The following is a 26,728-nucleotide window of genomic DNA, read 5'->3' on the forward strand; positions in this document are numbered from 1 at the left end:
CCGCCCGCCCCGGGGCTGCTCCGGCATGCCCGGGAGCCGGTCCGCGCGGGAGCCCCGTGGGCCGCGCGCCACCCCGCTGTCCGAATATGTACGTGCGGTGGCCGATACTTGGTCCGACCAAGCATCGGCAGCAGGAAAGGCACGGCCTCGTGGCACGCTTTCGGACCTGGGTGGGCATCGCGGTGGCGGGGGCGCTCTGCGCGTCCCTCGCCGGGTGCAGCAGCACCGGCGGCAAACGAGCCGAGGACGCCCGCAAGGCGGCGTCGGCCCAGGGCAGGGCGGCGGTGGACACGCCCCGCTGGACCTTCGCGATGATCACGCACTCCGGTGACGGGGACACGTTCTGGGACATCGTCCAGGAGGGCGCCGAGCAGGCCGCGCGCAAGGACAACATCAAGTTCCTGTACTCGCACGACGACGAGGCCCAGCAGCAGGCGCAGCTCGTGGACGCCGCCGTGGACAAGGGCGTCGACGGCATCATCGTCACGCTCGCCAAGCCGGACGCGATGAAGGCCGCGGTCGCCCGGGCCGTGAAGGCCGGCATCCCCGTCGTCACGGTGAACTCCGGGTCGGAGCAGTCCAAGGCGTTCGGCGCGCTCACGCACATCGGCCAGGACGAGGCCGTCGCCGGCGAGGCGGTCGGCGACGAGCTGAACGGCCGTGGCCGCAAGAAGGTCCTGTGCGTGCTGCACGAGCAGGGCAATGTCGGCCACGAGCAGCGCTGCGACGGCGTTCGCGAGACCTTCGACGGGACCGTGCAGAACCTGTACGTCGAGGGCACCGACATGTCCTCCGTGCAGGCCTCCATCGGCGCCAAGCTCCAGGCCGACCCCTCCGTCGACGCCGTCGTCACGCTCGGCGCCCCCTACGCGGACACCGCCGTGAAGGCCCGGCAGGACGCGGGCAGCAAGGCCGAGGTCGACACCTTCGACCTCAACTCCAAGGTGGTCGCGAAGCTGAAGGACGGCACCCTCGGCTTCGCCGTCGACCAGCAGCCGTACCTCCAGGGGTACGAGGCCGTGGACCTCCTCTGGCTCCACCGGTACAACGCCGACACGCTCGGCGGGGGCAGGCCCGTGCTCACCGGACCGCAGATCGTCACCCGGGACCAGGCCGCCGAGCTGGAGGAGTACACGGATCGGGGGACCCGGTGACCGCCACCGCCCCCGCGGCGGACGAGCGCCTGCTGAGGACCTCGCCGCTGCGCCGGCTCCTGGGCCGCCCCGAACTCGGCTCCGTGGTCGGCGCGCTCGCCGTCTTCCTGTTCTTCGCGCTGGTCGCCGACGGTTTCCTCCGGGCGGCCGGGCTGAGCACCGTGCTCTACGCGGCCTCGACGATCGGCATCATGGCGGTGCCCGTCGCGCTGCTGATGATCGGCGGCGAGTTCGACCTGTCCGCGGGCGTGATGGTCACCTCGTCCGCGCTGATCTCCTCGATGTTCAGCTACCAGATGACCGCGAACGTCTGGGTCGGGGTCGGCGTCTCGCTCCTCGCGACCCTCGCGATCGGCTTCTTCAACGGCTTCATGCTGACCCGCACCAAGCTGCCGAGCTTCATCATCACGCTCGGCACCTTCCTGATGCTGACCGGCCTGAACCTCGGCTTCACCAAGCTCATCAGCGGCACGGTCTCCACCAAGTCCATCGCCGACATGGAGGGCTACTCCTCCGCGCAGGACGTCTTCGCCTCCGTGCTCACCGTCGGCGGGGTCGACTTCAAGATCACCATCCTGTGGTGGTTCGGTCTGGTGGCTGTCGCCTCCTGGATCCTGCTGCGCACCCGCGTCGGCAACTGGATCTTCGCCGTCGGTGGCGGGAAGGACGCGGCCCGCGCGGTCGGCGTGCCCGTGGAGAGGACCAAGATCGGCCTCTACATGGGCGTCGCCCTCGCCGCCTGGATCGCCGGACAGCACCTGCTGTTCTCGTTCGACGTCGTCCAGTCGGGCGAGGGCGTCGGCAAGGAGCTGACGTACATCATCGCGGCCGTCATCGGCGGCTGCCTGATCACCGGCGGCTACGGATCGGCCGTCGGCTCGGCGATCGGCGCCCTGATCTTCGGCATGACCGACAAGGGCATCGTGTTCGCGGAGTGGAACCCCGACTGGTTCAAGTTCTTCCTGGGAGCGATGCTGCTCCTCGCGACCCTGCTCAACGCCTGGGTCCGCAAGCGCGCGGAGGCGACGGCATGACACGGTCCGACACGACGCGGTCCGCCGCGCCCACCGCCCTGGTCGAGCTCGACGGCGTCAGCAAGCACTACGGCAACATCCGCGCGCTCGAAGGGGTCTCGCTCACCGTCCACGCGGGCGAGATCACCTGTGTGCTCGGCGACAACGGCGCCGGCAAGTCGACGCTCATCAAGATCATCGCAGGGCTGCACCAGCACGACGCGGGCACCTTCCGCATCGAGGGCGAGGAGGTCAGGCCCGCCTCCCCGCGCGAGGCCCTCGACCACGGCATCGCCACGGTCTACCAGGACCTCGCCGTGGTCCCCCTGATGCCGGTCTGGCGGAACTTCTTCCTCGGCTCCGAACCGCGCAAGGGCTCCGGCCCCTTCAAGCGGCTGGACGTCGACCTGATGCGCCGCACGACCCACGCCGAACTGCTGCGCATGGGCATCGACCTGAGGGACGTCGACCAGCCGATCGGCACGCTCTCCGGCGGCGAACGCCAGTGCGTGGCCATCGCGCGCGCCGTCCACTTCGGCGCCAAGGTCCTCGTCCTCGACGAACCGACCGCCGCACTCGGGGTGAAGCAGTCGGGCGTGGTCCTCAAGTACGTGGCTGCCGCGCGTGACGCCGGCCTCGGTGTGGTTCTGATCACCCACAACCCGCACCACGCGTACCTCGTGGGCAACCGCTTCGTGCTCCTCAAGCGCGGCACGATGGTCGGCAGCCACGCGCGCGACGGGATCACACTGGACGAACTCACCCGCCAAATGGCGGGCGGCAGCGAGCTGGACGACCTCCGGCACGAACTGGAAGGCACCACTCCGTAGGACGTTCCCGGGCGGGGCGGGGCCGACCGCGCGCCCCGCCGCGACGGACCCGCAGCTCACGCCCGACCCGCTCCGCCGGGGCGCTCCCCAGCGCAGCGAACGGCGACGGCGTGAGGCAGAATCGGCGCGATGAGCACCTACCGCGACCTCGCACTGCCCCGGGCTCTCGGCTCCGCCCGAGCAGCGGGCGCCCCGATCGGCTCCCGCCGGGCCACCGTCCTGCGCACCGTGGGCACGCGCGAGAGGCGTTCGCACCTGACCGCTCCCCGTGTCCCGACCGTCGGCATCGACATCGGCGGCACGAAGGTGATGGCGGGCGTCGTCGACGCGGACGGCAACATCCTGGAGAAGCTCCGGACGGAGACGCCCGACAAGTCCAAGAGCCCCAAGGTCGTCGAGGACACCATCGTCGAACTGGTACTGGACCTCTCCGACCGGCACGACGTCCACGCGGTGGGCATCGGCGCGGCGGGCTGGGTCGACGCCGAACGCAGCCGCGTCCTGTTCGCGCCCCACCTGTCGTGGCGCAACGAGCCCCTCCGGGACCGCCTCGCCGGGCGGCTCGCGGTCCCCGTCCTGGTGGACAACGACGCGAACTCCGCCGCCTGGGCCGAGTGGCGCTTCGGCGCCGGCCGCGGCGAGGACCACCTCGTCATGATCACCCTCGGCACCGGCATCGGCGGCGCCATCCTGGAGGACGGCCAGGTCAAGCGCGGCAAGTTCGGCGTCGCGGGCGAGTTCGGTCACATGCAGGTCGTGCCCGGCGGCCACCGCTGCCCGTGCGGCAACCGCGGCTGCTGGGAGCAGTACAGCTCCGGAAACGCCCTGGTCCGCGAGGCCCGGGAACTCGCCGCCGCCGACTCCCCGGTGGCGTACGGGATCATCGAGCACGTCAAGGGCAACGTCTCCGAGATCACCGGCCCCATGATCACCGAGCTGGCCCGCGACGGCGACGCCATGTGCGTCGAGCTGCTCCAGGACATCGGCCAGTGGCTCGGCGTCGGCATCGCGAACCTGGCCGCCGCGCTCGACCCCTCGTGCTTCGTCATCGGCGGCGGCGTCAGCGCCGCCGACGACCTGCTGATCGGCCCCGCGCGGGACGCCTTCCGGCGCCACCTGACCGGACGCGGCTACCGCCCCGAGGCCCGCATCGCCCGCGCCCAGCTCGGTCCCGAGGCCGGCATGGTCGGCGCCGCGGACCTGGCCCGGCTCGTCGCCCGCCGCTTCCGCCGTGCCAACCGGCGCAGAGTGGAGCGGTACGAGCGCTACGAGCGCTACGCCGAGTCGCGCCGCGCCGCCCGGGAGTCCTCGCTGTGACCGCTTCACTGCCCCGCCAGGCCGCGCCCCCGGACGAGCCCCGGCCCCCGGAGGACCGGGGCCACCGGATCCGCCGCCGCGCGCTGACGCTCATCATCATCGTGCTGCTGATCGGCGTCCCGGCCGGCTACCTGGTGATCTCCGCCAACCAGAGCCGCGACAGCGGCAAGGACAAGGCGGCGAAGTACTCGGCCACCGGCCTCACCCCGGGCTGGCCCTCGCGTGTCCAGCGCAGGCTGTACCAGGTGCCCGTCCCGGGCGGCTCGACCGAGGTCGCGTACTACGAGACGAACAACTGGAAGACCAGCCGCCTGTACGTCCAGTTCCTCACCGACGAGAAGGGACTCGACAAGTTCCTGAAGAACGTCGGGACCGACCGCGACGAGCTGACGAGGAACGACATCGCGATCAGCGCACGGGACCGGAGGGTGGTCGGCTGGGAGTTCGGCGGCCCCGGAGTCTGGGCCGGCGTCACCCACGCGCAGAAGAACCCGACCCCCACCCTGGACATCGTCGTGAACTGGCCGCGGCCCGGTCGTCCGATGGTCCACGTGGTCTCCAGAACGACCCCCTGACCTGCCAGGACCCGCCGCCGGACCGCGTTGTCGGACCCTGCCCGTAGAGTCGAAGACCAGTGGTCGGACCAGGGCGAGGGAGGTGGCCGGGAGCATGGGCGAGGGACGGACGCGTGACGTGCCGGACGCCGGACCCGAGGTGTCCGTCCGCCTGGCCGCGGTCTTCCTGCCGTCCGCGCTGCCCCGCGACGGCCGGATCGCCTTCTGGGACCCGGAAGCCGCGCACCCGCCCCTCGACGCGGCCGGCCCGCCCGCCGCGCCCGGCCCGGCGGGAGCGACCGGGACCACCGGAGCGGCCGACGACGCCGACCGGCCGGAGCGGGCCGATCCGGACGCGGGCACCGCTGCCTCCGGCACCGACCCGGACACCTGCACCGGGATCACGGTCGTACGGCGGCACGGTGCGGGCGTGCGACGGGCCTCGGTGCCCGCGCTGACCCTGCCGCTCACGGCGGCCCTGCCGTTGCTCGTCCGGGCCCGCCGCGACCCCGCCGCGCACCCCGCCACCGCCTGCTGGGGCGCGGCCGCGCTGCACGCGCTGCGCCTGGTCGCGCGCGGTCGGATGCTGCCCGGCCTGACACCCGAGGGGCACGACGCGTGGCGGGCCGGCCCCCTGGACCCGGACGACATCGCCCACCTGCGGGCGGTGGCCGCGGCCCTTCCGCACGAGGGGCACGCGGTGCCGCTCCCCGGCCGGGGCCCGCTGCGGCTGCCCGAACCGGAAGCGCTGATGCGCGCCTTCCTGGACGCCGTGGCCGACGCCCTGCCCCGCACGGCCGCCGCGCCCTACGCCGCGGGGAACCCGTTCGCGGCGAGCGGTCCCACCCGGCTGCCCGGCGCCCGCGGCTGGGCCGCCGAGGTGGCCGCGGGGATGGACGCCGGCGTGCGGATCTCGCTGCGCCTGGACCTGTCCGGCTTCGACCTCTTCGACGACAGCGAGCAGGCCCGCCGGGCGGGCGCGGCCGTCGTCCAGGTGCACAGCCTCGCCGACCCCACCCTCGTCGTCGACGCGGCGGCCCTGTGGTCCGGCGAGGCCGACGCGACGTTCGGCCCCCGCGCCCGCGTGGACGCCGCTCTGGCCGTGCGGCGCGCGGCCCGCGTCTGGCCGCCCCTCGACCGGCTGTCCGCACAGGACACGCCGGACGTGCTCGCGCTCTCCCAGGACGAGCTGTCGGACCTCCTCGGCGTCGCCGCCACCCGCCTCGGCGCCGCCGGGGTCGCCGTGCACTGGCCGCGCGACCTCGCCCAGGACCTGAGCGCGGCAGCGGTCGTGCGGCCCGCCCCGGGATCCGCCACCGACGGCACCGGGTTCTTCGAGAGCGAGGCGCTGCTCCAGTTCCGCTGGCAGCTCGCGCTCGGCGGCGACCCCCTCAGCGAGGCCGAGATGGACACGCTCGCCGAGGCCCACCGCCCCGTCGTGCGGCTGCGGGACCAGTGGGTGCTCGTCGACCCCGCCCTCGTCCGCAAGGCGCGCAAGCGCGAGCTGGGCCTGCTCGACCCGGTCGACGCGCTCTCCGCGGCGCTCACCGGCACCGCCGAGGTGGACGGCGAGACGGTCGAGACCGTGCCCGTCGGAGCGCTCGCCGCCCTGCGGGACCGGCTGACCGCGGGACCCCGGCCCGCCGAGCCCCCGCCAGGGCTGCGCGCGACCCTGCGCGACTACCAGCTCCGGGGACTGGCCTGGCTCGACCTGATGACGTCGCTGGGCCTCGGCGGCTGCCTCGCCGACGACATGGGCCTCGGCAAGACCGTCACCCTCATCGCCCTCCACCTGAAGCGGGCCCGCACCGAGCCGACCCTCGTGGTCTGCCCCGCCTCGCTCCTCGGCAACTGGCAGCGGGAGATCGAGCGCTTCGCCCCCGGGGTGCCCGTCCGCCGCTTCCACGGCCCGGACCGCACGCTGGACGACGTGGCAGGCGGCTTCGTCCTCACCACGTACGGCACCATGCGGTCGACGGCCCCGCGGCTGGCGCAGCAGCACTGGGGCATGGTCGTCGCGGACGAGGCCCAGCACGTCAAGAACCCGTACTCGGCGACGGCCAAGGCGCTGCGGACGATCCCGGCACCGGCCAGGGTCGCCCTGAGCGGCACGCCCGTGGAGAACAACCTCTCCGAGCTGTGGGCCCTGCTCGACTGGACCACCCCCGGGCTGCTCGGCCCGCTGAAGTCCTTCCGCGCCCGCCACGCGCGCGCCGTTGAGAACGGCGAGGACGAGGAGGCGGCGGCCCGCCTGGCCCGGCTGGTCCGCCCCTTCCTGCTCCGCCGCAAGAAGTCCGACCCGGGCATCGTCCCCGAACTCCCGCCGAAGACGGAGACGGACCGTCCCGTCCCCCTCACCCGTGAGCAGGCCTCGCTGTACGAGGCGGTGGTGCGCGAGTCGATGCTCGCCATCGAGACGGCGGGCGGCATCGCCAGACGGGGCCTCGTGCTGAAGCTCCTGACGGCGCTCAAGCAGATCTGCGACCACCCCGCGCTGTATCTGAAGGAGGAGGCGGGGGCCGGTCCGCGCGGCGCCGACGCCGCCAGGCAGGCCGCCCGCTCCGGGAAGCTCGCCCTGCTCGACGAGCTGCTGGACACCCTGCTGGCCGAGGACGGCTCGGCGCTCGTCTTCACGCAGTACGTCGGGATGGCCCGGCTGATCACGGAGCACCTCACGACCCGGGCGGTCCCGGTGGAGATGCTCCACGGCGGAACGCCGATCCTGGAGCGCGAACGCATGGTGGACCGCTTCCAGAGCGGGGAGACACCTGTCCTGGTCCTGTCGCTCAAGGCGGCCGGCACCGGCCTGAACCTCACGCGCGCGGGCCATGTCGTCCACTTCGACCGCTGGTGGAACCCGGCGGTCGAGGAGCAGGCCACCGACCGCGCGTACCGCATCGGGCAGACGCAGCCCGTCCAGGTCCACCGCCTCATCACCGAGGGCACCGTCGAGGACCGCATCGCCGAGATGCTCGCCTCCAAGCGGGCCCTGGCGGACGCCGTCCTGGGCTCCGGAGAGGCCGCCCTGACCGAGCTGTCCGACCGCGACCTGTCCGACCTGGTGGCACTGCGGAGGTCCACGTGACGTCGCCGACGGATCGCCCGGACACGGCGGAGGGAGCCGACGAGCATCCGTCCGCCCCAGGGAGCACGCCCGACCGGCCCGCGCGGACCCCGGGCGGCGACGCAACCGTTCCTGACCGAAGCTCGCTCCCGCCCCGCGAGCCCGGTCGGGAGGGCCGGGACGGCCCGCCGGCCGCGGACGCGTCCACCGAGGACCCACCGGCCGCCGGTTTCGAGGGCGACCCCGGCGGCGTGGGCGACCCCGCCGACGCCGGGGCAGCCGGTGACGCGGACGGGGTCACTGGCGGTGCCACGGACACCGGTGCTCCCCGCCCGGCCGACGTTGCCCGGCGCGCCCTGCGCGCGGCGCGGCGCGGCGATCCGGCGGGGGCGTCGGCGGACGGACCGCGGAGCGCGGACGCCGACCCCTCCGATCAGCGGACGGCCACTCCCCGGCGGAAGCCGGGGGGCACCGAGCCTGCCCCGGCCAGGTCGGCCGGGCCGCACGCGTCCCGGCCGGGCGACCGGGCACGCGAGGCGCTGCGGCGCGCGGCCTCCCGCACAGCCCCGCACTCGTCGGCTGCCCCGCACACACCGGGTGCGCCGGGGATGCCTGGCGAGCCGGAGGCGGCCGGGCGCGCGGACGGGCCCTCGAACGACGGCCCCGCAGCAGCGGGAGCAGCAGCAGGTACGAGTGCGGGTGCGGGGGAGCGCGCCGAGGGGACCCGTGGTTCCGGGCCTGGCCACGGGGCGCCCTCGACCGACCCGTCGGATCCGCGCTTTTCCGCCCCGCGCGGGGAAGGGGAACGGGAAGAGGTCCCGTCGGCCGCCGGAGCCCGGCAGGTTCCCGGAGGCCCGCGGCCCGGCGACGCGGCCCGCGAGGCCCTGCGCATCGCGCGGACCCGTGCCGCGGAGGAGCGGTCGGCCGCCCGGGGCCGGGAAGCCGGGCGCCGCAGCCGTTCCGGCGGTCCGGAGTCCGACAGCCCGGCGGCGACCGCGAACCGCCGCGCGGCGGCACAGGTCAGGGACCTTGCCGACCGCCTGGGCGGAGCCTTCGAGCCGTCGTCCGGCCCCGGGGTCGGGGCCCGCACCGGAGACACGGCCCGCGCCGGGGAGGCGATCCGCCTCGGGGACGCGATCCGTGCGGGCGACGCGATCCGCGCGGACGACGAGGTCCGTGCGGACGACGAGGTCCGTATCGAGGAGGCAGCCCGCCGGGTCCGCCCGGACGCGACACACGCACCATCGCGGACCGCACCGCAGACGGCGCCGAAGTCGATACGGGGCCAGGAGCCCGCCTCCGAGTCCGGATCTTCCGAGTCCCCGGCCGCGCCCCAGGCCCCGGCCGTGTCCGAGCCCGTGTCCGAGTCAGGGCCCGAGTCCGTCGCCACGCGTGCGGCGGGCTCGGCGCCGGGCCCGGACCCTTTCCCGCCCGTCCGCTCCGGAGCCGGCTCCGAGCCCCGTGCGGGCGCCGAAGCAGACCCCGGCCCCGACCCTGGCTTCGATCTCGACCCCGCCTCCGGCCCAGGTGCCGCGCGGCGGGCCGTCGGGGCGCCCGCCCGTTCCATGGCGGCGCCGACCCGGGACGGCGAACTGCGGCGTACGTTCCCGGCGTTGCCGGCACGGCCGCACGGGACGGACGCCTTCGCCGAGACCTGGTGGGGGAACGCCTGGGTGGCCGCGCTGGAGGAGACGGCACTGGACGCGGCCCGTCTGGAGCGCGGCAAGGTGTACGCGGGCACGGGGCACGTGGACGCCATCACCGTCACGCCCGGGCTCGTACTCGCCTATGTGCACGGGAGCCGACCGCGGCCCTACCGGGTGCAGATCCGGACGAGGACCCTCACGGACGGGGACTGGGACCGCTTCCTCGACGCCGCCGCCGAACGGCCCGCGAACATCGCCGCGTTGCTCGACAGGAATCTCCCGCAGTCGCTCGCGGACAGCGGAGTGGGCCTGCTGCCCGGGCCGGGCGACCTCGTCCCGCAGTGCAGCTGCCCCGACTCCGGACACCCCTGCAAGCACGCCGCGGCCCTGTGCTACCAGACGGCACGCCTGCTGGACGAGGACCCCTTCGTCCTCCTGCTGCTGCGCGGGCGCGGCGAGCGCGAGCTCCTCGACGCGCTGTCCCGGCGCAACGCGACACTGGCCGCGCGTTCGGCGCGTACCGCCGAGGAGTCGGCGCTCCCCGGTGTATGGGCCCGCCACGCCCTCGCCCCCCGCACCCTGCCACCCCTTCCGGCACCCCTGCCGCCGCCCGCGCACCCGGAGCAGCCTCCGGCCTATCCGGCGGCCCCGGGCGGCCCCGACCCCTTCGCCCTGGACCAGTTGGCCACCGACGCGGCGGCCCGGGCGCACGCGCTGCTCACGACAGGACGCGACCCGGTCGCCGAACTCACCGTGTGGCAGGACGCCGTCCGACTCGCGGCCGGCCGTCCGGGCTCCGGCCTCACCGCCGCCACCCGCGCGCTCTACGCGTCACTCGCCGCCGCCGCGGGCCGCACTCCGGCGGACCTCGCGCGCGCGGTCGCCGCCTGGCGCCAGGGCGGCCTCGAAGGGCTCGCCGTCCTCGAAGAGCCGTGGGACCCGCCCGCGGGCCGTTTCGACCGGGCAAGGCCGCTCCTGCTGGCCGCGGACCTGCCCGCCTTCAGGCCCTGGCACAACCACCTCACCCACCCCCGCGGGCACCTGCAGATCCGGCTGGGCCAGGACGGCCTCTGGTACGCGTACGAGTCGGAGCCCGGCCATGACGACTGGTGGCCCCGGGGCACGCCCGACCTCGACCCGGTCGGCGCGCTCACGGGTCTGGGCTCGCCCACGGACTTCTGAACACCGGCTGCCGCCCCGGCGCGTGGCTGTCTGCCCGGCGCGTTCGGGCCCGCCGACGGCCGGTCGGCCGTCGACGCCCGCACCCGTGTCCGTACCTGTGTCCGCACCGCGTCCGCGACCCGTTCCCACACCCGCCGCGGCGCCCACGCCAGGGAGTGCCGGCCGGGTCCACCCGGGTCGGGTGCATGAGCCCCCAGGTCCGGGCCCCGAGGTCCGGACCCCCAGGTCCGGGCGCCCAGGTCCACCCGGGTCGGGCGTCCGAGGTCGCGGCCGGCCGGCCGCGCGGGTTCCGCCGGCCGGGAGACGCCGGCCCCAACTGCCTTGACTGCGTTGATTTCCCGGCGCGTCGGGCGGTCGGCTCGTACGATGACCTCCATGGTCCTCAGCCTGTGCCGCCCGGTCCCGCGGTTCCGCGTGCGTACGCCGCACGGCTGTTGTTGATCCTTCCCGCACACACGGCTTCCGTCGCGGTGCACGGCATACGCCGTACGCGCCGTCGGTGACCGTTTCACGGCTGTGACCACGCGTACGTTCGCGCCTTCCCCGCTCCGCGCCCCGGGTCGCCGGGTCGCGCCCTCCCGCGCACCGCCCGTGCGCCTCCCCGGAAGCAGGAGTCCGCCCATGCCTCGTCGAGCTGTCCCCACCATCTCTCCCACCGCGTCCCCCACCACTTCCCGCAGCGGTGCCGATGCCGGTGCCGATGCCGGTGAAGCCGCGTACGACCGTCGCAGACTGCGGCAGTGGCTCGCGGGTGAGGCCAGGGCCGACGGGGTCGACCGCCGTGACCTGCTGCGCCTGCTCGCCGCGGCGGGACTGTCCACGGCGGGCCTGGCCGCCACCGCGGGCCCGGCACTCGCGTCCTCGGCGGGAGGCGTCCCGGCAGCCGCTCCGGCCGTCGCACCGACCGGCGCGTCCGCGCAGGCGGCCGCGGTGGTCCCGGGCATCGTCAAGCCGCTGCCCGACGCCTGGTTCACCGCACGCGGGACCAACGCGGAGACGAGGTTCGAGGCGCTGGCGGGCACCGGGCACCACACACCCGTGGACCGCTTCTTCGTGCGGAACCACACCTCCACCCCCGTCCTGGACGCGAGCGACTGGAGCCTCACCATCTGGGGCGACGGCCTCAGGGGCGGGCGCAGCGTCGAGTTGACGCTCGACGACCTCAAACGGCTCCCCGCCGTCACGCGCAGCGCCGTCGTCGAATGCGCGGGCAACGGCCGCAGCTTCTTCACGACGCAGCAGGGGCAGACCGTGTCCGGCACGGCGTGGACGCTGGGCGCGATCGGTTCGGCGCGCTGGCACGGTGTACGGCTCGGCGACGTACTGCGCCGCGCCGGTCTGGGCCGCGGTGCCGTGGACGTCATGCCGAGGGGCCTGGACGCCGACTACGTCACCGCGGACGGCACGAACCTCGGCCGCGTCCGCCGCCCCCTGCCCCTGTCGAAGGCGCTGGACGACGTGCTCCTCGCGTACGGGATGAACGGCGAACCCCTCCCGCCGGACCACGGCGCCCCCGTCCGCGTCCTCGTGCCGTCGTGGATCGGCATCGCATCGGTCAAGTGGGTCGGCGACATCGAGGTGTCGGCCGAGCCGCTGTTCTCGCCGTGGAACACCGACTTCTACCGTCTGTTCGGCCCCGCGCACCCCGAGGGCGGCGGCGCCCCGCTGACCCGCCAGACGCTGAAGAGCGCCTTCGAACTCCCCTGGAACGCGAGCCTGGAGGCCGCCGCCGAGCACCGCCTCACCGGTCGCTCCTGGTCGGGCGCGGGTACCGTCGCGCGGGTCGAGGTCAGCACCGACGGCGGCGGCACCTGGCACCGCGCGCGACTGCACGACACCCCGCGCCGCGCCGACTGGGTGCGCTGGTCGGCCCCTTGGCGCCCGGCGGCACCGGGGGCGTACACACTGCTCGCGCGGGCCACCGACACGACGGGTCGCGTCCAGCCGGAGACCACCGTCCACAACACGCAGGGCTACCTCTTCGACGCGGTGGTGCGGCACCCGGTGCGCGTCGTGTGACCTGCCACCACCACGTGGGGTCTTCGCTGCCGCCGGGGTCCGGGCGGTGTCCCGAGGGTCCGGGCGGTGTCCCGACGGGAGGCCGCCCGGCGGGACTTGGACCGGCGCGCACGCCGGCGCATCCGGGGAACAGATGTCCGGACCCCGGGGCCGTGCCGTGCCGGACCTGCCGTGACGGCCGGGACGCGTGCCGCCGGGTTCGCCCCGGCTGTGTGGGACGCCGCGATGCGTGAGAGGGTCGGACGGGTGAGTGAGACACCACCGAACACCCTGCAATTCCGCTTCGACGGCCCGGAAGACGCTCCCGTGCTGATCCTCGGACCGTCGCTCGGGACGACCTGGCACATGTGGGACCGGCAGGTTCCGGAGCTGGCGGAGCAGTGGCGGGTGTTCCGATTCGACCTGCCGGGCCACGGCGGCGCGCCCGCGCATCCGGCCGGTTCCGTGGCCGACCTCGCCGAGCGGCTGCTCGCCACGCTGGACGGGCTCGGTGTCCAGCGGTTCGGGTACGCGGGCTGCGCCCTCGGCGGCGCGATCGGCGCCGAACTCGCACTGCGCCGCCCCGACCGCCTCGCCTCGCTGACACTGATCGCCGCCTCGCCGCGCTTCGGCTCGGCCGACGAGTTCCGCAGGCGCGGTGTCGTCGTCCGTACGAACGGACTGGACCCCATCGCGCGCACGTCCCCCGAGCGCTGGTTCACGGGCGGCTTCGCCGCCGCGCAGCCCGCGATCACCGAGTGGGCCGTGCAGATGGTGCGCACCACGGACCCGGGCTGCTACATCGCGGCCTGCGAGGCGCTCGCCTCGTTCGACATCCGGGCGGAGCTGGGCCGGATCGGCGTACCGACGCTGGTCCTGGTCGGCTCCGACGACGAGGTCACCGGTCCCGCCGAGGCCCGGACCCTGGTCGCCGGCATACCGGACGCGCGTCTCGCGGTGGTGCCGGGCGCCTCGCACCTGGTCCCCGTGGAGCAGCCCGCCGCGGTCACCGACCTGCTGGTACGGCACTTCTCGACAGCCTGGTCGCAGCCCTCCTTCGACACGACCAGCGGGCGGATGGCGGTCGTGGCACCCGCGGCCCACCGCGCCTCGACCGTGCCCCCGCAGATGTCGCCCCTCGCCGAGATCGCCCCCGCCCCGCAGCCGGAGGCGCTGGCCGGCAGGCCCGACGCGTACGACGTGGGCATCAAGGTCAGGCGCGAGGTGCTCGGCGACGCGCACGTGGACCGGGCGCTGTCCCAGGCGGACGAGTTCTCCGGGGACTTCCAGGAGTTCGTCACCCGCTACGCGTGGGGCGAGATCTGGGACCGGCCCGGCCTCGACCGGCGCTCGCGCAGCTGTGTCACGCTCACCGCCCTCGTCGCGGGCGGGCACTTGGAGGAACTCGCCTTCCACGTACGGGCGGCCCTGCGCAACGGGCTCACGCCGGTCGAGATCAAGGAGGTGCTCCTCCAGGCGGCCGTCTACTGCGGCGTACCGGCGGCGAACAGCGCCTTCCGGGTGGCCCAGCAGGTGATCCGCGAGGAGACCACGCCTCACGAGTGACCGGCACCGGACCCGGCACGGCCGCGGCAGCCAGCCAGCCAGCCAGCCAGCCAGCCAGCCCGCCGAGCCAGCCAGCCCGCCGAGCCCGCGGAGGCCCGCCCCGCAGCGCCCCGCACCCCGCGCGCCGAGCCCGGCCTCGCACCCCTCGCGGGAGCCCGTCCGGGCGCCCCCGCGCGCGAGCCTGCCTCCGCGCCCCCGCGCGAGCCCGCACGGGGGCGCGGAGGCAGGATGGAAGGCATGAAGCTCACGAAGAAGTCGCACGCCTGCGTCCGCCTGGAGAAGGACGGCCGCACTCTGGTCATCGATCCCGGGGCGTTCAGTGAGGGCGACGCCGCAGTCGGCGCGGACGCCGTCCTGATCACGCACGAGCACGCCGACCACTTCGACGAGGAGCACCTGAGGGCCGCTCTCGCGGCGGAGCCGGGTGCGGAGATCTGGACGCTGAAGTCCGTCGCCGACCAGATCTCCGCGGCCTTCCCCGGCCGCGTGCACACCGTCGGCCACGGCGACACCTTCACTGCGGCGGGCTTCGACGTCCAGGTCCACGGCGAGCTGCACGCCGTCATCCACCCCGACATCCCCAGGGTCACGAACGTCGGTTACCTCGTGGACGGCGGCAGGGTCTTCCACCCCGGTGACGCCCTCACGGTCCCCGGCGTGCCCGTCGAGACGCTGATGCTTCCCGTGATGGCCCCGTGGAACAAGATCTCCGAGGTCATCGACTACGTCCGCGAGGTGCGGCCGCAGCGCGCGTACGACGTCCACGACGCGCTGCTGACCGATCTCGCGCGGCCGATCTACGACCGGCAGATCGGCGCGCTGGGCGGTGCGGAGCATCTGCGGCTCGCCCCGGGCGAGAGCGCCGTCCTGTGAGTTCCCGCAGGTGAGCGGCGTCCGGTGAGCATTGTCGGACCCGCCCGGTAAGTTGTGGTGCATGCGCATCGCCACCTGGAACGTGAACTCGATCACCGCCCGCCTCCCCAGGCTGCTGGCCTGGCTGGAGAGCAGCGGCACGGACGTGCTGTGCCTCCAGGAGGCGAAGGTCGCAGCCGAGCAGTTCCCGACGGAGCAGCTGCGCGAGCTGGGCTACGAGGCGGCCGTGCACGCCACGGGACGGTGGAACGGCGTGGCGGTGGTCTCCCGTGTCGGCCTGGAGGACGTGGTCAAGGGCCTGCCCGGCGACCCCGGGTACGAGGGCGTGGAGGAGCCCCGGGCCGTCTCCGCGACCTGCGGCCCGGTCCGCGTCTGGTCGGTGTACGTGCCGAACGGCCGCGAGGTGGAGCACGCCCACTACGCGTACAAGCTCCAGTGGTTCGAGGCGCTGAAGGCGGCGGTCGCGGGCGACGCGGGCGGCGGCCGTCCGTTCGCGGTGCTCGGCGACTACAACGTGGCCCCGACCGACGAGGACGTCTACGACGTGGCCGCCTTCGAGGGCCACACGCACGTGACGCCGGCCGAGCGGGCCGCGCTGGCCTCGCTGCGCGGGACCGGCCTCCAGGACGTGGTCCCGCGCCCCCTCAAGTACGACCGCCCGTACACGTACTGGGACTACCGCCAGCTCGGCTTCCCCAAGAACCGCGGGATGCGCATCGACCTCGTCTACGGCAACGAGCCGTTCGCGAAGGCCGTCTCCGACGCCTACGTGGACCGTGAGGAGCGCAAGGGCAAGGGCGCGTCCGACCACGCGCCGGTCGTGGTGGACCTGGACGTGTAGGCGCTACAGCAGGCCGAGGTCGACGGACTCGGCCAGCGCGGCGAGCCCCGCCTCCGAGGGGTGCAGATGGTCCCCGCTGTCGTACGCGGGAAGCATCCGCGCCGGATGCGCGGGGTCCCGGAGCACGGCATCGAAGTCGAGCACGCCGTCGAACGCGGCGCCGGAGCGGATCCACGCGTTGACCTCGGAGCGCTGCGCGTCCGCCGCGGCCGTGCACCTTGCCTCGCCCTCGCAGGGCGCGATCGTCGCCACGAGGACCCGCAGTCCGCGGGCGCGCGCCCGGTCGGCGATCTCCCGCAGCCCCGCCACGACCTGATCGGCGTCCGCGCCCCAGCGGACGTCGTTGACCCCCTCGAAGACGACGGCGGTACGCGCCGAGGTCTGGGCGAGGACGTCCCGGTCGAGGCGGTGCAGCGCGCTCACACCTCCCGTGTCGGTGGACACGCCGTCGCCCGGGTAGCGGTCGGTGACCACGCGGTTCGCCGAGATGCCGTGGTTGAGGACGCCGTAGCGCGGGACGGTGTCCTGGTGCGCGAGCCGGTCGGCGAGGAGGTCGGGCCAGCGCCGGTTCGCGTCGCGTCCCGACTTCTCCCCGTCGGTGATCGAGTCGCCGAGCAGGACGACGGAGCCGGGTCCGCCCCTCACGTCCACACCGGTCAGCAGCGGCCAGGAGGTGATGGTCGAGGTGTACGCGTCCGGGGTGCCGTCCGCGGTGTGGTCTCCCGCCACGCTGACGTACGACTGCTGGAGGGCCAGGCTGTGCACGGGCGCCGCCGTCACCGTCCCCGGCAGATGGACGCTCACGAGCAGGTTGGTGTCCGGGGGGACGTCGAAGCGCAGCGGATCGCTGAACGCCTGTGCCCCCGCGGGGATTTCGGTGCCTTTCCGACCGCGGAAGGACAGCGGCACGGGAGCGCTCCGCGGGCTCGCCCCGGACGCCTGCACGGCCACCGTGGCCGCGCCGACGCGTACGGGCGCCGCCGCGAAGGTGTTGTCGAGCCTGATCCGCACCCTCGGCCCGCCCGCCGAGGTGTGCACCACCAGGCGCAGTGTCTGGTCGCGCCACGGCCCGACCGCCGTGTACCCCGAGGTCGAGGCCGCCCAACTCCCGGTCCAGCCCGCGGAGTCGGCGCGTACCGAGAGGGCGAACACATGCAGGTCGCCGTCGCGCGGCAGCTCCACGGAGGCCACCTCGCGGCTCTTTCGGAGCGGCACGGTCACCACGTACAGCCGTGCCTTCTCGGTGAGTTGGCCGGCGGGGGTGTTGATGTGCGGGAGTGCCACCGCCTTCGTGGCGAGCGGACCCCCGCGCCAGTCGGGCGCGGCCAGCCGGTAGGCGGAGCGCGAGCCGTCGGCGTACCGGACCGTGCCCGATCCGCTGGCCTCGGCGCCGCCCGTGGCGGCCACGAGGAAGGCCAGCGCGTCGCCGCGTCCGCGCACCCGGACGGACTGGCCGTCGGCGCGGACGTTGTCGGGGGTGCCCGCGGCCCGGCGGGGCCAGGCCAGCCGGGCGCCCTGGACGGTCGGCGTGGCCCCGGGTGTCCAGCCCGCGGCGGCCAGGTCCTGCGCCGAGAGGGAGCCGCCCGATCCGTCGAAGTCCGCCTCGCCGGGCCGTGCGTCGTCGCTCACGGCCGTGTTGTCGAAGAGCCGCTCCAGGGGCGGCGGCCCGGGCCGTGCCCCGGGGGCGGCCCGGGCGGCGGTCGCGGGGACCGCCACCGAGAGCAGCGCGAGAGCGACAGCAGTACCCCATGCACGTCGGCGCACCACCGACTCCTCCCCACCACTTCGGAACAGCTCACGGACACTCACGGACGAGGTGACAGTTGCACCGTGAAGCTAAGGAGACGGCAGGGACTCGTCAATGAGCCGCGCGCGAACTCCGTACGAACGTGGCGGGAACAGGCTTCCGCGTGCCCTGTGGTGCACCGGGCGATATGGATGACAGGCTGGGTGTATGAACATCCCTTTCCTGGCCAACTGGCGCAAGAAGCGGGGCTCCGCCAGGGGAGTCGCCGTGTTCACGGACAGCGAGAGCGATCAGGCGGGGGTGGCCGAACTTCTCTCCGAGTGCGAACTCCTGCGCTCCCAGGCGCAACTGGCCGGACTCGAACTCGACGACTCCCCGGCCTCGTTGGAGGAGCTCGACCAACTGCTGCCGCGCTGGCGCGACGACGAGGAGAGTCTGCCCTGGCTGGGCAACGACGCCGGTCTCTACCTCGGTTCGGTCATCGTGCGCACGGTGCCCGGCGCGTTGTGGGAGCTGTGGCCCAACGGCCAGCCGGTCGTCCGGCTCGTGTCGGGCCGGGAGATCGACGTGGTGGCCTCGGGCCAGGCCTGGGCCTCCAGCGGTGCCCCCGAACTCTCCCAGTTGTACGCGGAAGTCGCCGAATCGTGAGGCCGTGGCCCGAGCCGGCACGTTAAATACGGCTTATGCCCGAAAAGTGCGTGTCGGATGCCCGTCGCCCCTGCCCACGGATAGCTTTCGGGAACCGCGACACGGCTGAGAGTGGGTAGGGCTGGGCATGGCCGTCGATCCGTTGATCGAGCTGCGTGACGTCAACAAGTACTTCGGGGAACTGCATGTCCTGCGGGACATCGACCTCACCGTCGGCCGGGGGGAGGTGGTCGTGGTCATCGGCCCCTCGGGGTCCGGGAAGTCCACCCTGTGCAGGGCCATCAACCGCCTGGAGCCGATCCAGTCCGGCGAGATCAGACTCGACGGTCAGCCCCTGCCGGACGAGGGCAGGGACCTCGCGAGGCTGCGCTCCGAAGTGGGCATGGTCTTCCAGTCCTTCAACCTCTTCGCGCACAAGACGGTCCTGCAGAACGTCTCCCTCGGGCAGGTCAAGGTCCGCGGCCGCAAGCGCGACCAGGCCGAGAAGCGCGCGCACGAACTCCTCGACCGCGTGGGTGTCGCCTCGCAGGCGGACAAGTACCCCGCCCAGCTCTCGGGCGGCCAGCAGCAGCGTGTGGCGATCGCCCGGGCTCTCGCGATGGACCCCAAGGTCATGCTCTTCGACGAGCCGACGTCGGCTCTCGACCCGGAGATGATCAACGAGGTTCTCGAGGTCATGCGGCAGCTCGCGCGCGACGGGATGACGATGGTCGTCGTCACCCACGAGATGGGCTTCGCGCGCTCGGCCGCCAACCGGGTGGTGTTCATGGCGGACGGCCGGATCGTCGAGGACCGTTCCCCGGACGAGTTCTTCACCAACCCCCGCAGCGACCGGGCCAAGGACTTCCTGTCGAAGATCCTGAAGCACTGAGCGGGGGAGCGCCGCGACGATGCGCACGGCACGTGTGTGTCCGCGCCCGGCCCGGCGCCCGGGCGGGCAGGCATCCGCCGGACCGGGAGCGGGGCCGCGGGGAACCTCGACTACGATGTGTCGTTCGTTCTCGTGGTGACGAGGGTCGTGGACACCGTCCCGGCCGGACCAGGGACGCTGCTGCCGGGCACGCGGCGGCGAGGGGCTATGGCCCGCCCGGCAGCAGCCGGTGATCACTGCTCGCGCAGCGGTACCGACACGTACGACGGGTCGGCCGCGGGCGAGGAGAAGGTCAGCTGCGCGCCGGTCGGGTTGTGCTCGATGTAGAGCGGGTCGACCGTGTCGACGACCAGGGCCAGACGGTGGCCCGCCGGTACGTCGTAGGCCGTGGAGAACAGTTCCAGGTCGACGCCGAACGGCTTTCCGGGCGTCTGCCCGTGGAAGGTGTACGGCGCGTGGCTGACCAGCTTGCCGAGGCCGAGCGGACCCACGTCGTAGAGATACGCGACGAGGGTGCCGCTCTCCTTGGTCGCGGTGACCGTCGTGTGCATCTCCGCCGTACCGCGCACCCGCCGGACGCCGGGGTATTTCTCCGACCGCCACACGGCGGCGTACCGGCGCGGCAGCAGCGGTATCGACGCCATGGGCGGCACCCGGGTGAACTGGTCGAGGAGGCTGGACAGTACGACGATCCCGCCGTCCGCCCCCGAGTTGACGTTCGCCCGGATCGTGGGGGAGCCGTCGAGGGAGATCTTGGTGCGGGTCGCCCCGACCGACTTCCAGTCCGGGTACGCCTCGTAGTCGCCCGTGGAACGGGACTTGATCCGGACCGGCTGCTCGCGGTCGACGCCGTTGTCCTCGCCCCGCAGATGGTGGTCGAACCAGCGGTGCGTGTCCGTCCACACGTCGTTGGGGACCCCCAGCAGTCCGGTGATCTCGGCCGTGGCGTGGTCGCCGGGCCGGTACGCGAGCCGCTTCGGGCCGGTCAGGCGCTCGTAGAACCGGGTGTACTGGTTCGGCGGGAAGATCGTGTCGCCCCAGGCGTTGGCGAGCATGACCGCCGTGCCGTTGCTGTTGAGCTGGTCCACGTACATCGAGGGGGAACGTTTCTTCCCCCAGGCGATCAACTCCTCCTCCCTGGACAGGTCGGAGGCGAAGAAGTCCTTGAAGATGGCCTGGATCTCGGGGCCGGGGCGGCCAGTGAGCAGGCCCGTGCCGTTGAGGAGCGCGCCGGCCTGGACGTGCTGGGTGCGGCCGGAGTAGATGGAGTCGATCAGGTCGCCCCAGCCGCTCAGTGCGGCGACCGCGCGGACGCGCCTGTCGTGGGCGGCGGTCAGCAGGCTGATCCCCGCGCCGTACGACATGCCGGCCATCCCGATGTGCTCCGGGTCGGCCGGGGTGTTGGCGAGCGCCCAGTCGATGACCCGGGAGGCGTCGGCGATGTCGGGCGGTCCCGCCACCTCGATCTCCCCGCCCGACTGCCAGAAGCCGCGGACGTTGTACGTCACCACGACGTACCCCGAGTCGGCGAGCCTGCGTGCCTGGGCGAGGTACTGGGCCTGGGGTGTGGCCCAACTCGTGGGGAGCACGAGAAGCGGGTGGGTGGTGCGGGAGTCGCCGGCGGGTGTGACGACGTTGGCCTTGAGGACGGTGCCGCCGTCGCCCGTGATGTCGACGAAGCGGATGCCTCCGCTCGTGGCATGGGCGGCGGGGGCGAGCCCGAGCGCGCAGCCGGCCATCAGGGTCGCCGAGACGGCGCCCGCGGTGGTCGTGCGCAGGGCCTTGCGCGGGTGTCCCACGGTCACTCCTTCGTGGAAATGCAGAAGTGACCCGACGGTAACCGCGGCTTCTTACCGTAGGTAACCCGTCGGTAAGTTACGCGGGAGTAACGATTGTTGAATGCTGGTGGACCTCAGGAGGCGCGCGAGGACGACTTCTTGGCCGGCGGGGTGGGCAGCGGGGTCTGCGCGACGCGGGTGACCTCCGCGACCAGTTCCACCACGTCCGGCCCGTAGGCCTGCGAGTTCACGACCTTCAGCAGCAGGACGAAGGTGTTCCTGCCGTGCTTGCGGGCCAGCCGTTCGTGGTTGCGGGCCAGGTAGCGGGTGGCGGCCTGGTTGGTTATCGCGCGCTGGCCGCAGAAGAGGAAGACGGGTCTGGCCGCGCTGCCCGCGGTCAGCCGGGCGAGGATCACGTACTCGCCCTGCCCGGACTCCAGCCGGTAGCGCTCGCTGCCTATCTGGAAGGCGCCCCGGTCCGGGCCCGGTTCGGCGTCGACGTTGACGCGGACGCCGGGCAGCAGCGACTGCAGGTGCGCGGCCATGCGACGGTTCGAGGCCGGGCCGCCGACGCAGAACTCCGTGCGCTCCCCGAAGCCCTGCTGGGTCGTGTCGTGGGCGACGACCTGGGCGTGGGCGCCGCAGTCCTTGATCAGGGCGGAGAGTTCGAGCAGCGCGAAGACGTCGTGGCGCATCACCGTCAACTCGGGGCCGCCCGCCTCGCGATTGACCACCAGGAGGGACTCGGAGTTGGCGGGCAGCCCGAAGAAGGCCTGCTTGCGGCGCAGTTTGCGCCTCCACAGGTATGTACGGGCGAGCCAGCCGAGGGCGCCGCTGAGGGCGGCGGCGAGCATGCCGAGGACGATGTTGCGCACGTCGTCATTCATGGGCGCGCATGCTATCGGGCGCGCGCACCCGTGTTCGAGAGGGGCCTGACGTGACCGGGATGCGGAAGTTACGCTGCGCTGACGGCCGTTGACTGGAGGTACGGATGAGGCGCTCGTTCGCACGGAGTCTGACCGCGGCCGCGGTGGCGGCCGCGGTGGTGTCGGTGGGGGCCGCGGCGCCTCCGCCCGGAGCCGGATCGGGTCCCGGCGCGGGTCCGGGCCCGGTGGCGAAGACGCCCGTCGCCGTCGGCTACGGCGGGGCCGTGGCGAGCGTCGACGCGGACGCGTCGGCCGCCGGTGTCGAGATCCTCCGCAAGGGCGGCAACGCGGTCGACGCGGCCGTGGCCACCGCCGCCGCGCTCGGAGTCACCGAGCCCTACTCCGCCGGCATCGGCGGGGGCGGCTACTTCGTCCACTACGACGCCCGGTCCCGTACCGTGCGCACGATCGACGGGCGCGAGACGGCACCCCTGACGGCGGGCCCCGGGCTCTTCCTGGAGAACGGGCAGCCGATCCCCTTCGCGGACGCCGTCACCAGCGGTCTGGCCGTGGGCACCCCCGGGACACCCGCCACCTGGCGTGCCGCGCTCGACAGTTGGGGCAGCAAGCCGCTCGGGACACTGCTGAAGCCCGCCGAACGGCTCGCGCGCGACGGGTTCACCGTCGACGCGACGTTCCGCTCGCAGACCCAGGCCAACGAGGCGCGCTTCAGGAACTTCCCCGACACCGCGGAGCTGTTCCTGCCGGGCGGCGAACTCCCCGTGGTCGGCTCCACGTTCAAGAACCCCGACCTGGCCCGCACCTACGGGGAACTGGGCCGCAAGGGTACCGGCGCCCTGTACCGCGGGCGATTGGCCGAGGAGATCGTCGCGACGGTCAACAAGCCCCCGGTGGACCCGGGTTCGGGCTACCGGGCCCGGCCCGGCGACCTGACGCTGAGGGACCTGGCGAGGTACACGGCGAAGCGGCAGGCCCCGACCAGGACCTCGTACCGGGGCCTGGCCGTCCACTCCATGGCCCCTTCCTCCTCCGGCGGCACGACGGTCGGGGAGGCCCTCAACATCCTGGAGAGCACCGATCTCGCCGGCAGCACCGAGGCGCGGTACCTGCACCGCTTCATCGAGGCGAGCCGGATCGCGTTCGCCGACCGCGGGCGCTGGGTGGGCGACCCGGCCTTCGAGGACGTCCCGACCCGCGAACTCCTTTCGCAGCGGTACGCGGACGCGCGCGAGTGCCTGATCAAGGACGACGCGGTGCTCACGAGTCCGCTGGCGCCCGGCGACCCGCGCGACCCTGCGGCGTGCCCCGCCGCGGGCCCGGCCGCCCCCACCACCTACGAGGGCGAGGACACCACCCATCTGACGACCGCCGACAAGTGGGGCAACGTCGTCTCGTACACCCTCACCATCGAGCAGACCGGCGGCAGCGGCATCACCGTCCCGGACCGCGGCTTCCTGCTCAACAACGAGCTGACGGACTTCTCCTTCGCGCCCGCGAGCCCGTCCGTCCCCGACCCGAACCTGCCCGGGCCCGGCAAGCGCCCGCGCTCGTCGATGTCCCCGACGATCGTGCTCGACCGGCACGACCGGCCCCTCCTGGCGCTGGGTTCGCCCGGTGGCGCCACGATCATCACGACCGTGCTCCAGACGCTGACGGGCTTCGTCGACCGGGGTCTGCCCCTCGTCGACGCGATCGCCGCCCCGCGCGCGAGCCAGCGCAACCAGACGACCACCGAACTCGAACCGGGCCTCTGGAACAGCCCGACGAGGGCGGAACTCGAAGCCATCGGGCACGGCTTCCGGCAGAACCCGGAGATCGGCGCGGCCACCGGGGTCCAGCGCCTCCCGGACGGCCGGTGGCTGGCGGCGGCGGAGACCGTGCGCCGGGGCGGCGGCTCGGCGATGGTGGTGCGGCCCGCACCCTGAGCGACCCGTGGGCGGCGGCTCAGTGCCGCGCGAGAGCACCGACCGCCGCCCCCGACCACGTGTACTCCAACTCGTCCAGTTCCAGGCCCTCCGCCGGCCGGACCGCGCGCTCGGCCGTACGGACGCCGCCCGCGCGCTCGTAGAACGCGATCGCGCGGTCGTTCCCGACGAGGACCTCCAGGAAGACGTCGTGCCCCGGCCGGTGGGCCGCCGCCCAGGCGAAGCCCCGCCGCAGCAGGGCGCGGCCCACTCCGGTGCCGACACGCCGCGGGCGGACGTGCAGGTTGTCCACGTGGACCCGGCCGTCCGGCGCGACCGCGAGATGGATGAACCCGAGCAGCCCGCCGGCCTCCCGGGCCAGCAGCAGGATCCGGTCGGGGGACGGATCGGCCGTGCGTGTACGCCACTTGGCGAGATGGTCGTCGCTCAGCGGTCCGTCCAGGTACGCGGAGGGCATCAGGGCCGCGTAGGCGCTGCGCCAACTCGCCGTGTGCAGGGCCGCGACCGCGTCGGCGTCGGCGGGGGTGCCGATGGTGAGGTGCATGCCGAATCCTGGCACGGACCGCGGGCTCGGCGGACGGTACGAAGGCGCGGGCCCGTATCCGTGACGGGCCGCCGGTCCGTCCGGGAGGGACGCGTGACGCCCGGCTTCCGCGCGGCGCCCGACGCTCGTGCGGACGGTCCGGCCCTGCGGGTCGGCGCGCGAGCCGCCCGTGCCGCCGCCGACGAGCCACGGCCCGGCGGCCGAAGCGGTCTCGCTCCGCCTGTTCCCGCACCGGTCGGCGGGACTAGGGTGGGTGGATGGTGCGAACCCCGCTGACCCCGGAAGAGCGAGAACGCGGCGAGCGGCTGGGAAGGCTGCTCCGCGAGGCGCGCGGCGGCCGCAGCATGGCGGAGATCGCCGCGCACGCGGGCCTCTCCGCCGAGACGCTCCGCAAGATCGAGACCGGTCGCGCGCCCACCCCGGCCTTCTTCACGGTCGCGGCCCTGGCGCGGGTGCTCGGGCTCTCCATGGACGAGATCGCGGGGCGGTGCGCCCTTGCAGGGGTGTGACGGAGGCGGCGCCATGTCGATCGGGCGTCGCCCACGTCACGTTCCGGGTGGGTGACCGCACTCTGCGTCCCGGTCGAAAACTCCTCGTAGCCGTTCCGTAACACGAATGGTGTTTTCTACCGGATCGAAGTACTCCAGTCCGGCATGGGGTGAACGTATGACGGTGGAACAACTCCCGGGCCAGGTCAGGGAGTTCGCTCGGTACCTCAACGAACTGCTGTCCCGGATCGATCAGGGCGGCGGTTGGTGCGGGGTGTTCTGGCAGCGCGACCCCGAGGGGATGCAGGCCTGCCTCGAAGGCTGGGAGGTGCCTCCCTGGGACGTCGTCGAGGCACTGCTGCACGACCTCGCCGCGGAGCACGGCGAGGAGGCCGCCGCCCAGGAGTCCGGGCGCGCCCGGGGGCTGCACGGCGCCTCCCTGACCGCGTACGACGCACGGCCGGGCGGCCGGGACGCCCTGGGGGACCGCCTGGACGTCATGCTGCGCGAGCAGCGGTATGCCGCCGAACGGCTCCTGGGGCTCGGCGAGTCGCTGCGCTCGGCCGGGTCGCGGGAGGAGGCCGAGGCGATCCGCGTCGACCTCGCCTGGGCCCGCGACGACCACGACCGCGCGACCGCCCGCTGTGCGGAACTCCTGGAGCGGATGGACGGGTTGGACCGCCGCTCGGGCGCCGGACACGCCCGGGACGCGCTGCCGATCCCGCCGGGCGAGGACGACGGGGTGTTCTGGCCCGAGGAGCAGTGGGGCGAGGCCGACAGCGGTGCCGGCGAGGACGGGGCGGAGTCGGCCGCCGGACCCGTGGAAGCGCCGGGCGGCGACCGGCGGGACGACCTCCGGCGCCGCACGCGGGCGGAGCCGGCCGACGGGGGCTACCCGGGGCCGGAGCGGGTCCGCGAGGGCGGACCGGGGCCGGACCCGGGCACCGCAGGCGGGCACGGGGAGCCCCGCGGCGCCCCGGGCGGCGCGACCGAGGCACCGGCGGCCGACCCGGCGGAGGGCGCGACCCCGACCGCGCCTGAGCCCGCCGCAGCGCCCGAACGCCCCGCCACCGTGCCGCGGCAGCGGGGCAGGCGCCGGCCCCGGGGCGGCGCGCGGTTCGCCGGAATGACGGACGACGGGCACACCGCGGCACCTGCCGTGCCGATACCCACCACCGCCGAACCCGCCCCGCGCGGGGCGCGTTTCGCGGGCGTCGCGGACGAACCCGAGCGGCCCGGGCCGCGCCGCGAGCCCCTGGACGAGGAGGCGCGCCGGGCCACCGTCGAGACCGTCAGGAAACTCGTCCGGCTGCGCGCCGAGGGCCGCACCGGAGAGGCGCACGCCGAACTGGTGGAGGCCGCGTACTGGCCCGCCGCCCGCTTCCCCCTCCTCGCCGCCGAACTGCACCGCGCCGGGCTGGGCGCCGACTGGGCCACCCTCCTGTGGGAGGCGGTGTCCCTGCCGCCCGCCAGGCTGGTCGCCGCGGCCGACGCTCTGGTGGCCGCCGGCCGCACCGCCGACGGCAGCCAGATGCTGCGCCAGGGGGTCGCACGCCCGGCCGAGGAGATCGGCCGGGCGGTCCTCGGCCTCCTGGAGGAGGGCCGCCACCGCGAGATCCGGGCGCTCCTGGACGCGTACGTCCGCACCCGCACCCCGGAGGAGGCCGCCCGGAGCGTGGAGGCCGAACCGGGCCTCCTCGCCCCGCTCCTCCTCGAAGCGGCCCACCACGTCTCGGAGGAACGCCACTGGGACCTGGTCCACGCCCTGCGTGTGGCGGGCTACACGGCCTGAGGCCCTCCGG

The 26,728-nt window shown here is 74.0% G+C and carries 20 protein-coding genes; 16 read left to right on the plus strand and 4 right to left on the minus strand.

Features of this window, described 5'->3' with window-relative positions; genetic code table 11:
* The first annotated feature begins 149 nt into the window (after positions 1 to 149).
* From IE265_RS09770 to IE265_RS09820, 11 genes are all read left to right on the plus strand, one after another.
* Complete coding sequence (locus IE265_RS09770; RefSeq protein WP_190035022.1) at positions 150 to 1,154, plus strand: sugar ABC transporter substrate-binding protein; 1,005 nt, start codon at positions 150 to 152, stop codon at positions 1,152 to 1,154.
* Positions 1,151 to 2,188 (plus strand): ABC transporter permease, encoded by a 1,038-nt coding sequence (locus tag IE265_RS09775; protein WP_190035023.1) that lies wholly within the window; start codon positions 1,151 to 1,153, stop codon positions 2,186 to 2,188. Before IE265_RS09770 ends, IE265_RS09775 begins: the two co-directional genes overlap by 4 nt.
* The gene (locus IE265_RS09780; RefSeq protein WP_190035024.1) at positions 2,185 to 2,997 is read left to right on the plus strand and encodes an ATP-binding cassette domain-containing protein; all 813 of its coding nucleotides are present in this window, start codon (positions 2,185 to 2,187) and stop codon (positions 2,995 to 2,997) included. Before IE265_RS09775 ends, IE265_RS09780 begins: the two co-directional genes overlap by 4 nt.
* A gap of 129 nt (positions 2,998 to 3,126) precedes the next feature.
* Positions 3,127 to 4,314 (plus strand): ROK family glucokinase, encoded by a 1,188-nt coding sequence (locus tag IE265_RS09785; RefSeq protein WP_190035025.1) that lies wholly within the window; start codon positions 3,127 to 3,129, stop codon positions 4,312 to 4,314.
* Positions 4,311 to 4,889: a sugar kinase gene (locus IE265_RS09790; RefSeq protein ID WP_190035026.1), complete on the plus strand. Its 579-nt coding sequence runs from the start codon at positions 4,311 to 4,313 to the stop codon at positions 4,887 to 4,889. Before IE265_RS09785 ends, IE265_RS09790 begins: the two co-directional genes overlap by 4 nt.
* Positions 4,890 to 4,983: 94 nt before the next feature.
* Complete coding sequence (locus IE265_RS09795) at positions 4,984 to 7,953, plus strand: SCO1167/SCO6262 family helicase (RefSeq protein WP_190035027.1); 2,970 nt, start codon at positions 4,984 to 4,986, stop codon at positions 7,951 to 7,953.
* A 587-nt stretch (positions 7,954 to 8,540) separates the two neighbouring features.
* Positions 8,541 to 10,760, plus strand: a complete 2,220-nt coding sequence (locus IE265_RS39465) for an SWIM zinc finger family protein (protein ID WP_190035028.1) — start codon at positions 8,541 to 8,543, stop codon at positions 10,758 to 10,760.
* 621 nt (positions 10,761 to 11,381) lie between these two features.
* Positions 11,382 to 12,779: a sulfite oxidase gene (locus tag IE265_RS09805; protein ID WP_190035029.1), complete on the plus strand. Its 1,398-nt coding sequence runs from the start codon at positions 11,382 to 11,384 to the stop codon at positions 12,777 to 12,779.
* Positions 12,780 to 13,025: 246 nt separating this feature from the next.
* Positions 13,026 to 14,324 carry a bifunctional 3-oxoadipate enol-lactonase/4-carboxymuconolactone decarboxylase PcaDC gene (pcaDC, locus tag IE265_RS09810; RefSeq protein ID WP_190035030.1) on the plus strand — a complete coding sequence of 433 codons (1,299 nt, stop codon included), beginning with the start codon at positions 13,026 to 13,028 and terminating at the stop codon, positions 14,322 to 14,324.
* Positions 14,325 to 14,561: 237 nt separating this feature from the next.
* A complete protein-coding gene (locus IE265_RS09815; protein ID WP_190035031.1) occupies positions 14,562 to 15,197 on the plus strand; it encodes an MBL fold metallo-hydrolase in 636 nt (211 codons plus the stop codon).
* A gap of 61 nt (positions 15,198 to 15,258) precedes the next feature.
* The gene (locus IE265_RS09820; RefSeq protein ID WP_190035032.1) at positions 15,259 to 16,038 is read left to right on the plus strand and encodes an exodeoxyribonuclease III; all 780 of its coding nucleotides are present in this window, start codon (positions 15,259 to 15,261) and stop codon (positions 16,036 to 16,038) included.
* Between the two features lie 3 nt (positions 16,039 to 16,041).
* Here IE265_RS09820 and IE265_RS09825 read toward each other — a convergent pair whose 3' ends face one another.
* Positions 16,042 to 17,802 (minus strand): SGNH/GDSL hydrolase family protein, encoded by a 1,761-nt coding sequence (locus tag IE265_RS09825; RefSeq protein ID WP_190035033.1) that lies wholly within the window; start codon positions 17,800 to 17,802, stop codon positions 16,042 to 16,044.
* Positions 17,803 to 17,992: 190 nt separating this feature from the next.
* On the opposite strand from IE265_RS09825, the gene IE265_RS09830 reads away from it, so the two are divergent.
* Together IE265_RS09830 and IE265_RS09835 are read left to right on the plus strand one after the other, a co-directional pair.
* Positions 17,993 to 18,433, plus strand: a complete 441-nt coding sequence (locus IE265_RS09830) for a DUF6278 family protein (protein ID WP_190035034.1) — start codon at positions 17,993 to 17,995, stop codon at positions 18,431 to 18,433.
* A gap of 127 nt (positions 18,434 to 18,560) precedes the next feature.
* Complete coding sequence (locus IE265_RS09835) at positions 18,561 to 19,304, plus strand: amino acid ABC transporter ATP-binding protein (RefSeq protein ID WP_190035035.1); 744 nt, start codon at positions 18,561 to 18,563, stop codon at positions 19,302 to 19,304.
* Positions 19,305 to 19,537: 233 nt separating this feature from the next.
* Here IE265_RS09835 and IE265_RS09840 read toward each other — a convergent pair whose 3' ends face one another.
* Together IE265_RS09840 and IE265_RS09845 are read right to left on the minus strand one after the other, a co-directional pair.
* The gene (locus tag IE265_RS09840) at positions 19,538 to 21,103 is read right to left on the minus strand and encodes an alpha/beta fold hydrolase (protein ID WP_190035036.1); all 1,566 of its coding nucleotides are present in this window, start codon (positions 21,101 to 21,103) and stop codon (positions 19,538 to 19,540) included.
* Between the two features lie 113 nt (positions 21,104 to 21,216).
* Complete coding sequence (locus tag IE265_RS09845) at positions 21,217 to 21,969, minus strand: hypothetical protein (protein ID WP_190035037.1); 753 nt, start codon at positions 21,967 to 21,969, stop codon at positions 21,217 to 21,219.
* A 104-nt stretch (positions 21,970 to 22,073) separates the two neighbouring features.
* Between IE265_RS09845 and ggt the strand changes: the two genes are divergently transcribed.
* Positions 22,074 to 23,894, plus strand: coding sequence for a gamma-glutamyltransferase (gene ggt, locus IE265_RS09850; RefSeq protein WP_190035038.1), 1,821 nt, complete (start codon positions 22,074 to 22,076; stop codon positions 23,892 to 23,894).
* Positions 23,895 to 23,913: 19 nt separating this feature from the next.
* On the opposite strand, the gene IE265_RS09855 is transcribed toward ggt, so the two are convergent.
* Positions 23,914 to 24,438 carry a GNAT family N-acetyltransferase gene (locus IE265_RS09855; protein WP_190035039.1) on the minus strand — a complete coding sequence of 175 codons (525 nt, stop codon included), beginning with the start codon at positions 24,436 to 24,438 and terminating at the stop codon, positions 23,914 to 23,916.
* 257 nt (positions 24,439 to 24,695) lie between these two features.
* Here IE265_RS09855 and IE265_RS09860 point away from each other — a divergent pair, with 257 nt between their 5' ends.
* Positions 24,696 to 24,947: a helix-turn-helix domain-containing protein gene (locus IE265_RS09860; RefSeq protein WP_190035040.1), complete on the plus strand. Its 252-nt coding sequence runs from the start codon at positions 24,696 to 24,698 to the stop codon at positions 24,945 to 24,947.
* Between the two features lie 157 nt (positions 24,948 to 25,104).
* Complete coding sequence (locus IE265_RS09865; RefSeq protein WP_190035041.1) at positions 25,105 to 26,718, plus strand: hypothetical protein; 1,614 nt, start codon at positions 25,105 to 25,107, stop codon at positions 26,716 to 26,718.
* The last annotated feature ends 10 nt before the right edge of the window (positions 26,719 to 26,728 follow it).

Source organism: Streptomyces fructofermentans (genome assembly GCF_014651055.1).
In the GTDB taxonomy this organism is placed as follows: domain Bacteria; phylum Actinomycetota; class Actinomycetes; order Streptomycetales; family Streptomycetaceae; genus Streptomyces; species Streptomyces fructofermentans.

Coding starts and splice junctions, on each gene's coding strand:
- IE265_RS09780 (WP_190035024.1), top strand. CDS start 2,185: ATGACACGGTCCGACACGACGCGGTCCGCCGCGCCCACCGCCCTGGTC.
- IE265_RS09785 (WP_190035025.1), top strand. CDS start 3,127: ATGAGCACCTACCGCGACCTCGCACTGCCCCGGGCTCTCGGCTCCGCC.
- IE265_RS09795 (WP_190035027.1), top strand. CDS start 4,984: ATGGGCGAGGGACGGACGCGTGACGTGCCGGACGCCGGACCCGAGGTG.
- IE265_RS39465 (WP_190035028.1), top strand. CDS start 8,541: ATGCCTGGCGAGCCGGAGGCGGCCGGGCGCGCGGACGGGCCCTCGAAC.
- IE265_RS09805 (WP_190035029.1), top strand. CDS start 11,382: ATGCCTCGTCGAGCTGTCCCCACCATCTCTCCCACCGCGTCCCCCACC.
- IE265_RS09815 (WP_190035031.1), top strand. CDS start 14,562: ATGAAGCTCACGAAGAAGTCGCACGCCTGCGTCCGCCTGGAGAAGGAC.
- IE265_RS09820 (WP_190035032.1), top strand. CDS start 15,259: ATGCGCATCGCCACCTGGAACGTGAACTCGATCACCGCCCGCCTCCCC.
- IE265_RS09830 (WP_190035034.1), top strand. CDS start 17,993: ATGAACATCCCTTTCCTGGCCAACTGGCGCAAGAAGCGGGGCTCCGCC.
- IE265_RS09835 (WP_190035035.1), top strand. CDS start 18,561: ATGGCCGTCGATCCGTTGATCGAGCTGCGTGACGTCAACAAGTACTTC.
- IE265_RS09845 (WP_190035037.1), bottom strand. CDS start 21,969: ATGAATGACGACGTGCGCAACATCGTCCTCGGCATGCTCGCCGCCGCC.
- ggt (WP_190035038.1), top strand. CDS start 22,074: ATGAGGCGCTCGTTCGCACGGAGTCTGACCGCGGCCGCGGTGGCGGCC.
- IE265_RS09855 (WP_190035039.1), bottom strand. CDS start 24,438: ATGCACCTCACCATCGGCACCCCCGCCGACGCCGACGCGGTCGCGGCC.
- IE265_RS09860 (WP_190035040.1), top strand. CDS start 24,696: ATGGTGCGAACCCCGCTGACCCCGGAAGAGCGAGAACGCGGCGAGCGG.
- IE265_RS09865 (WP_190035041.1), top strand. CDS start 25,105: ATGACGGTGGAACAACTCCCGGGCCAGGTCAGGGAGTTCGCTCGGTAC.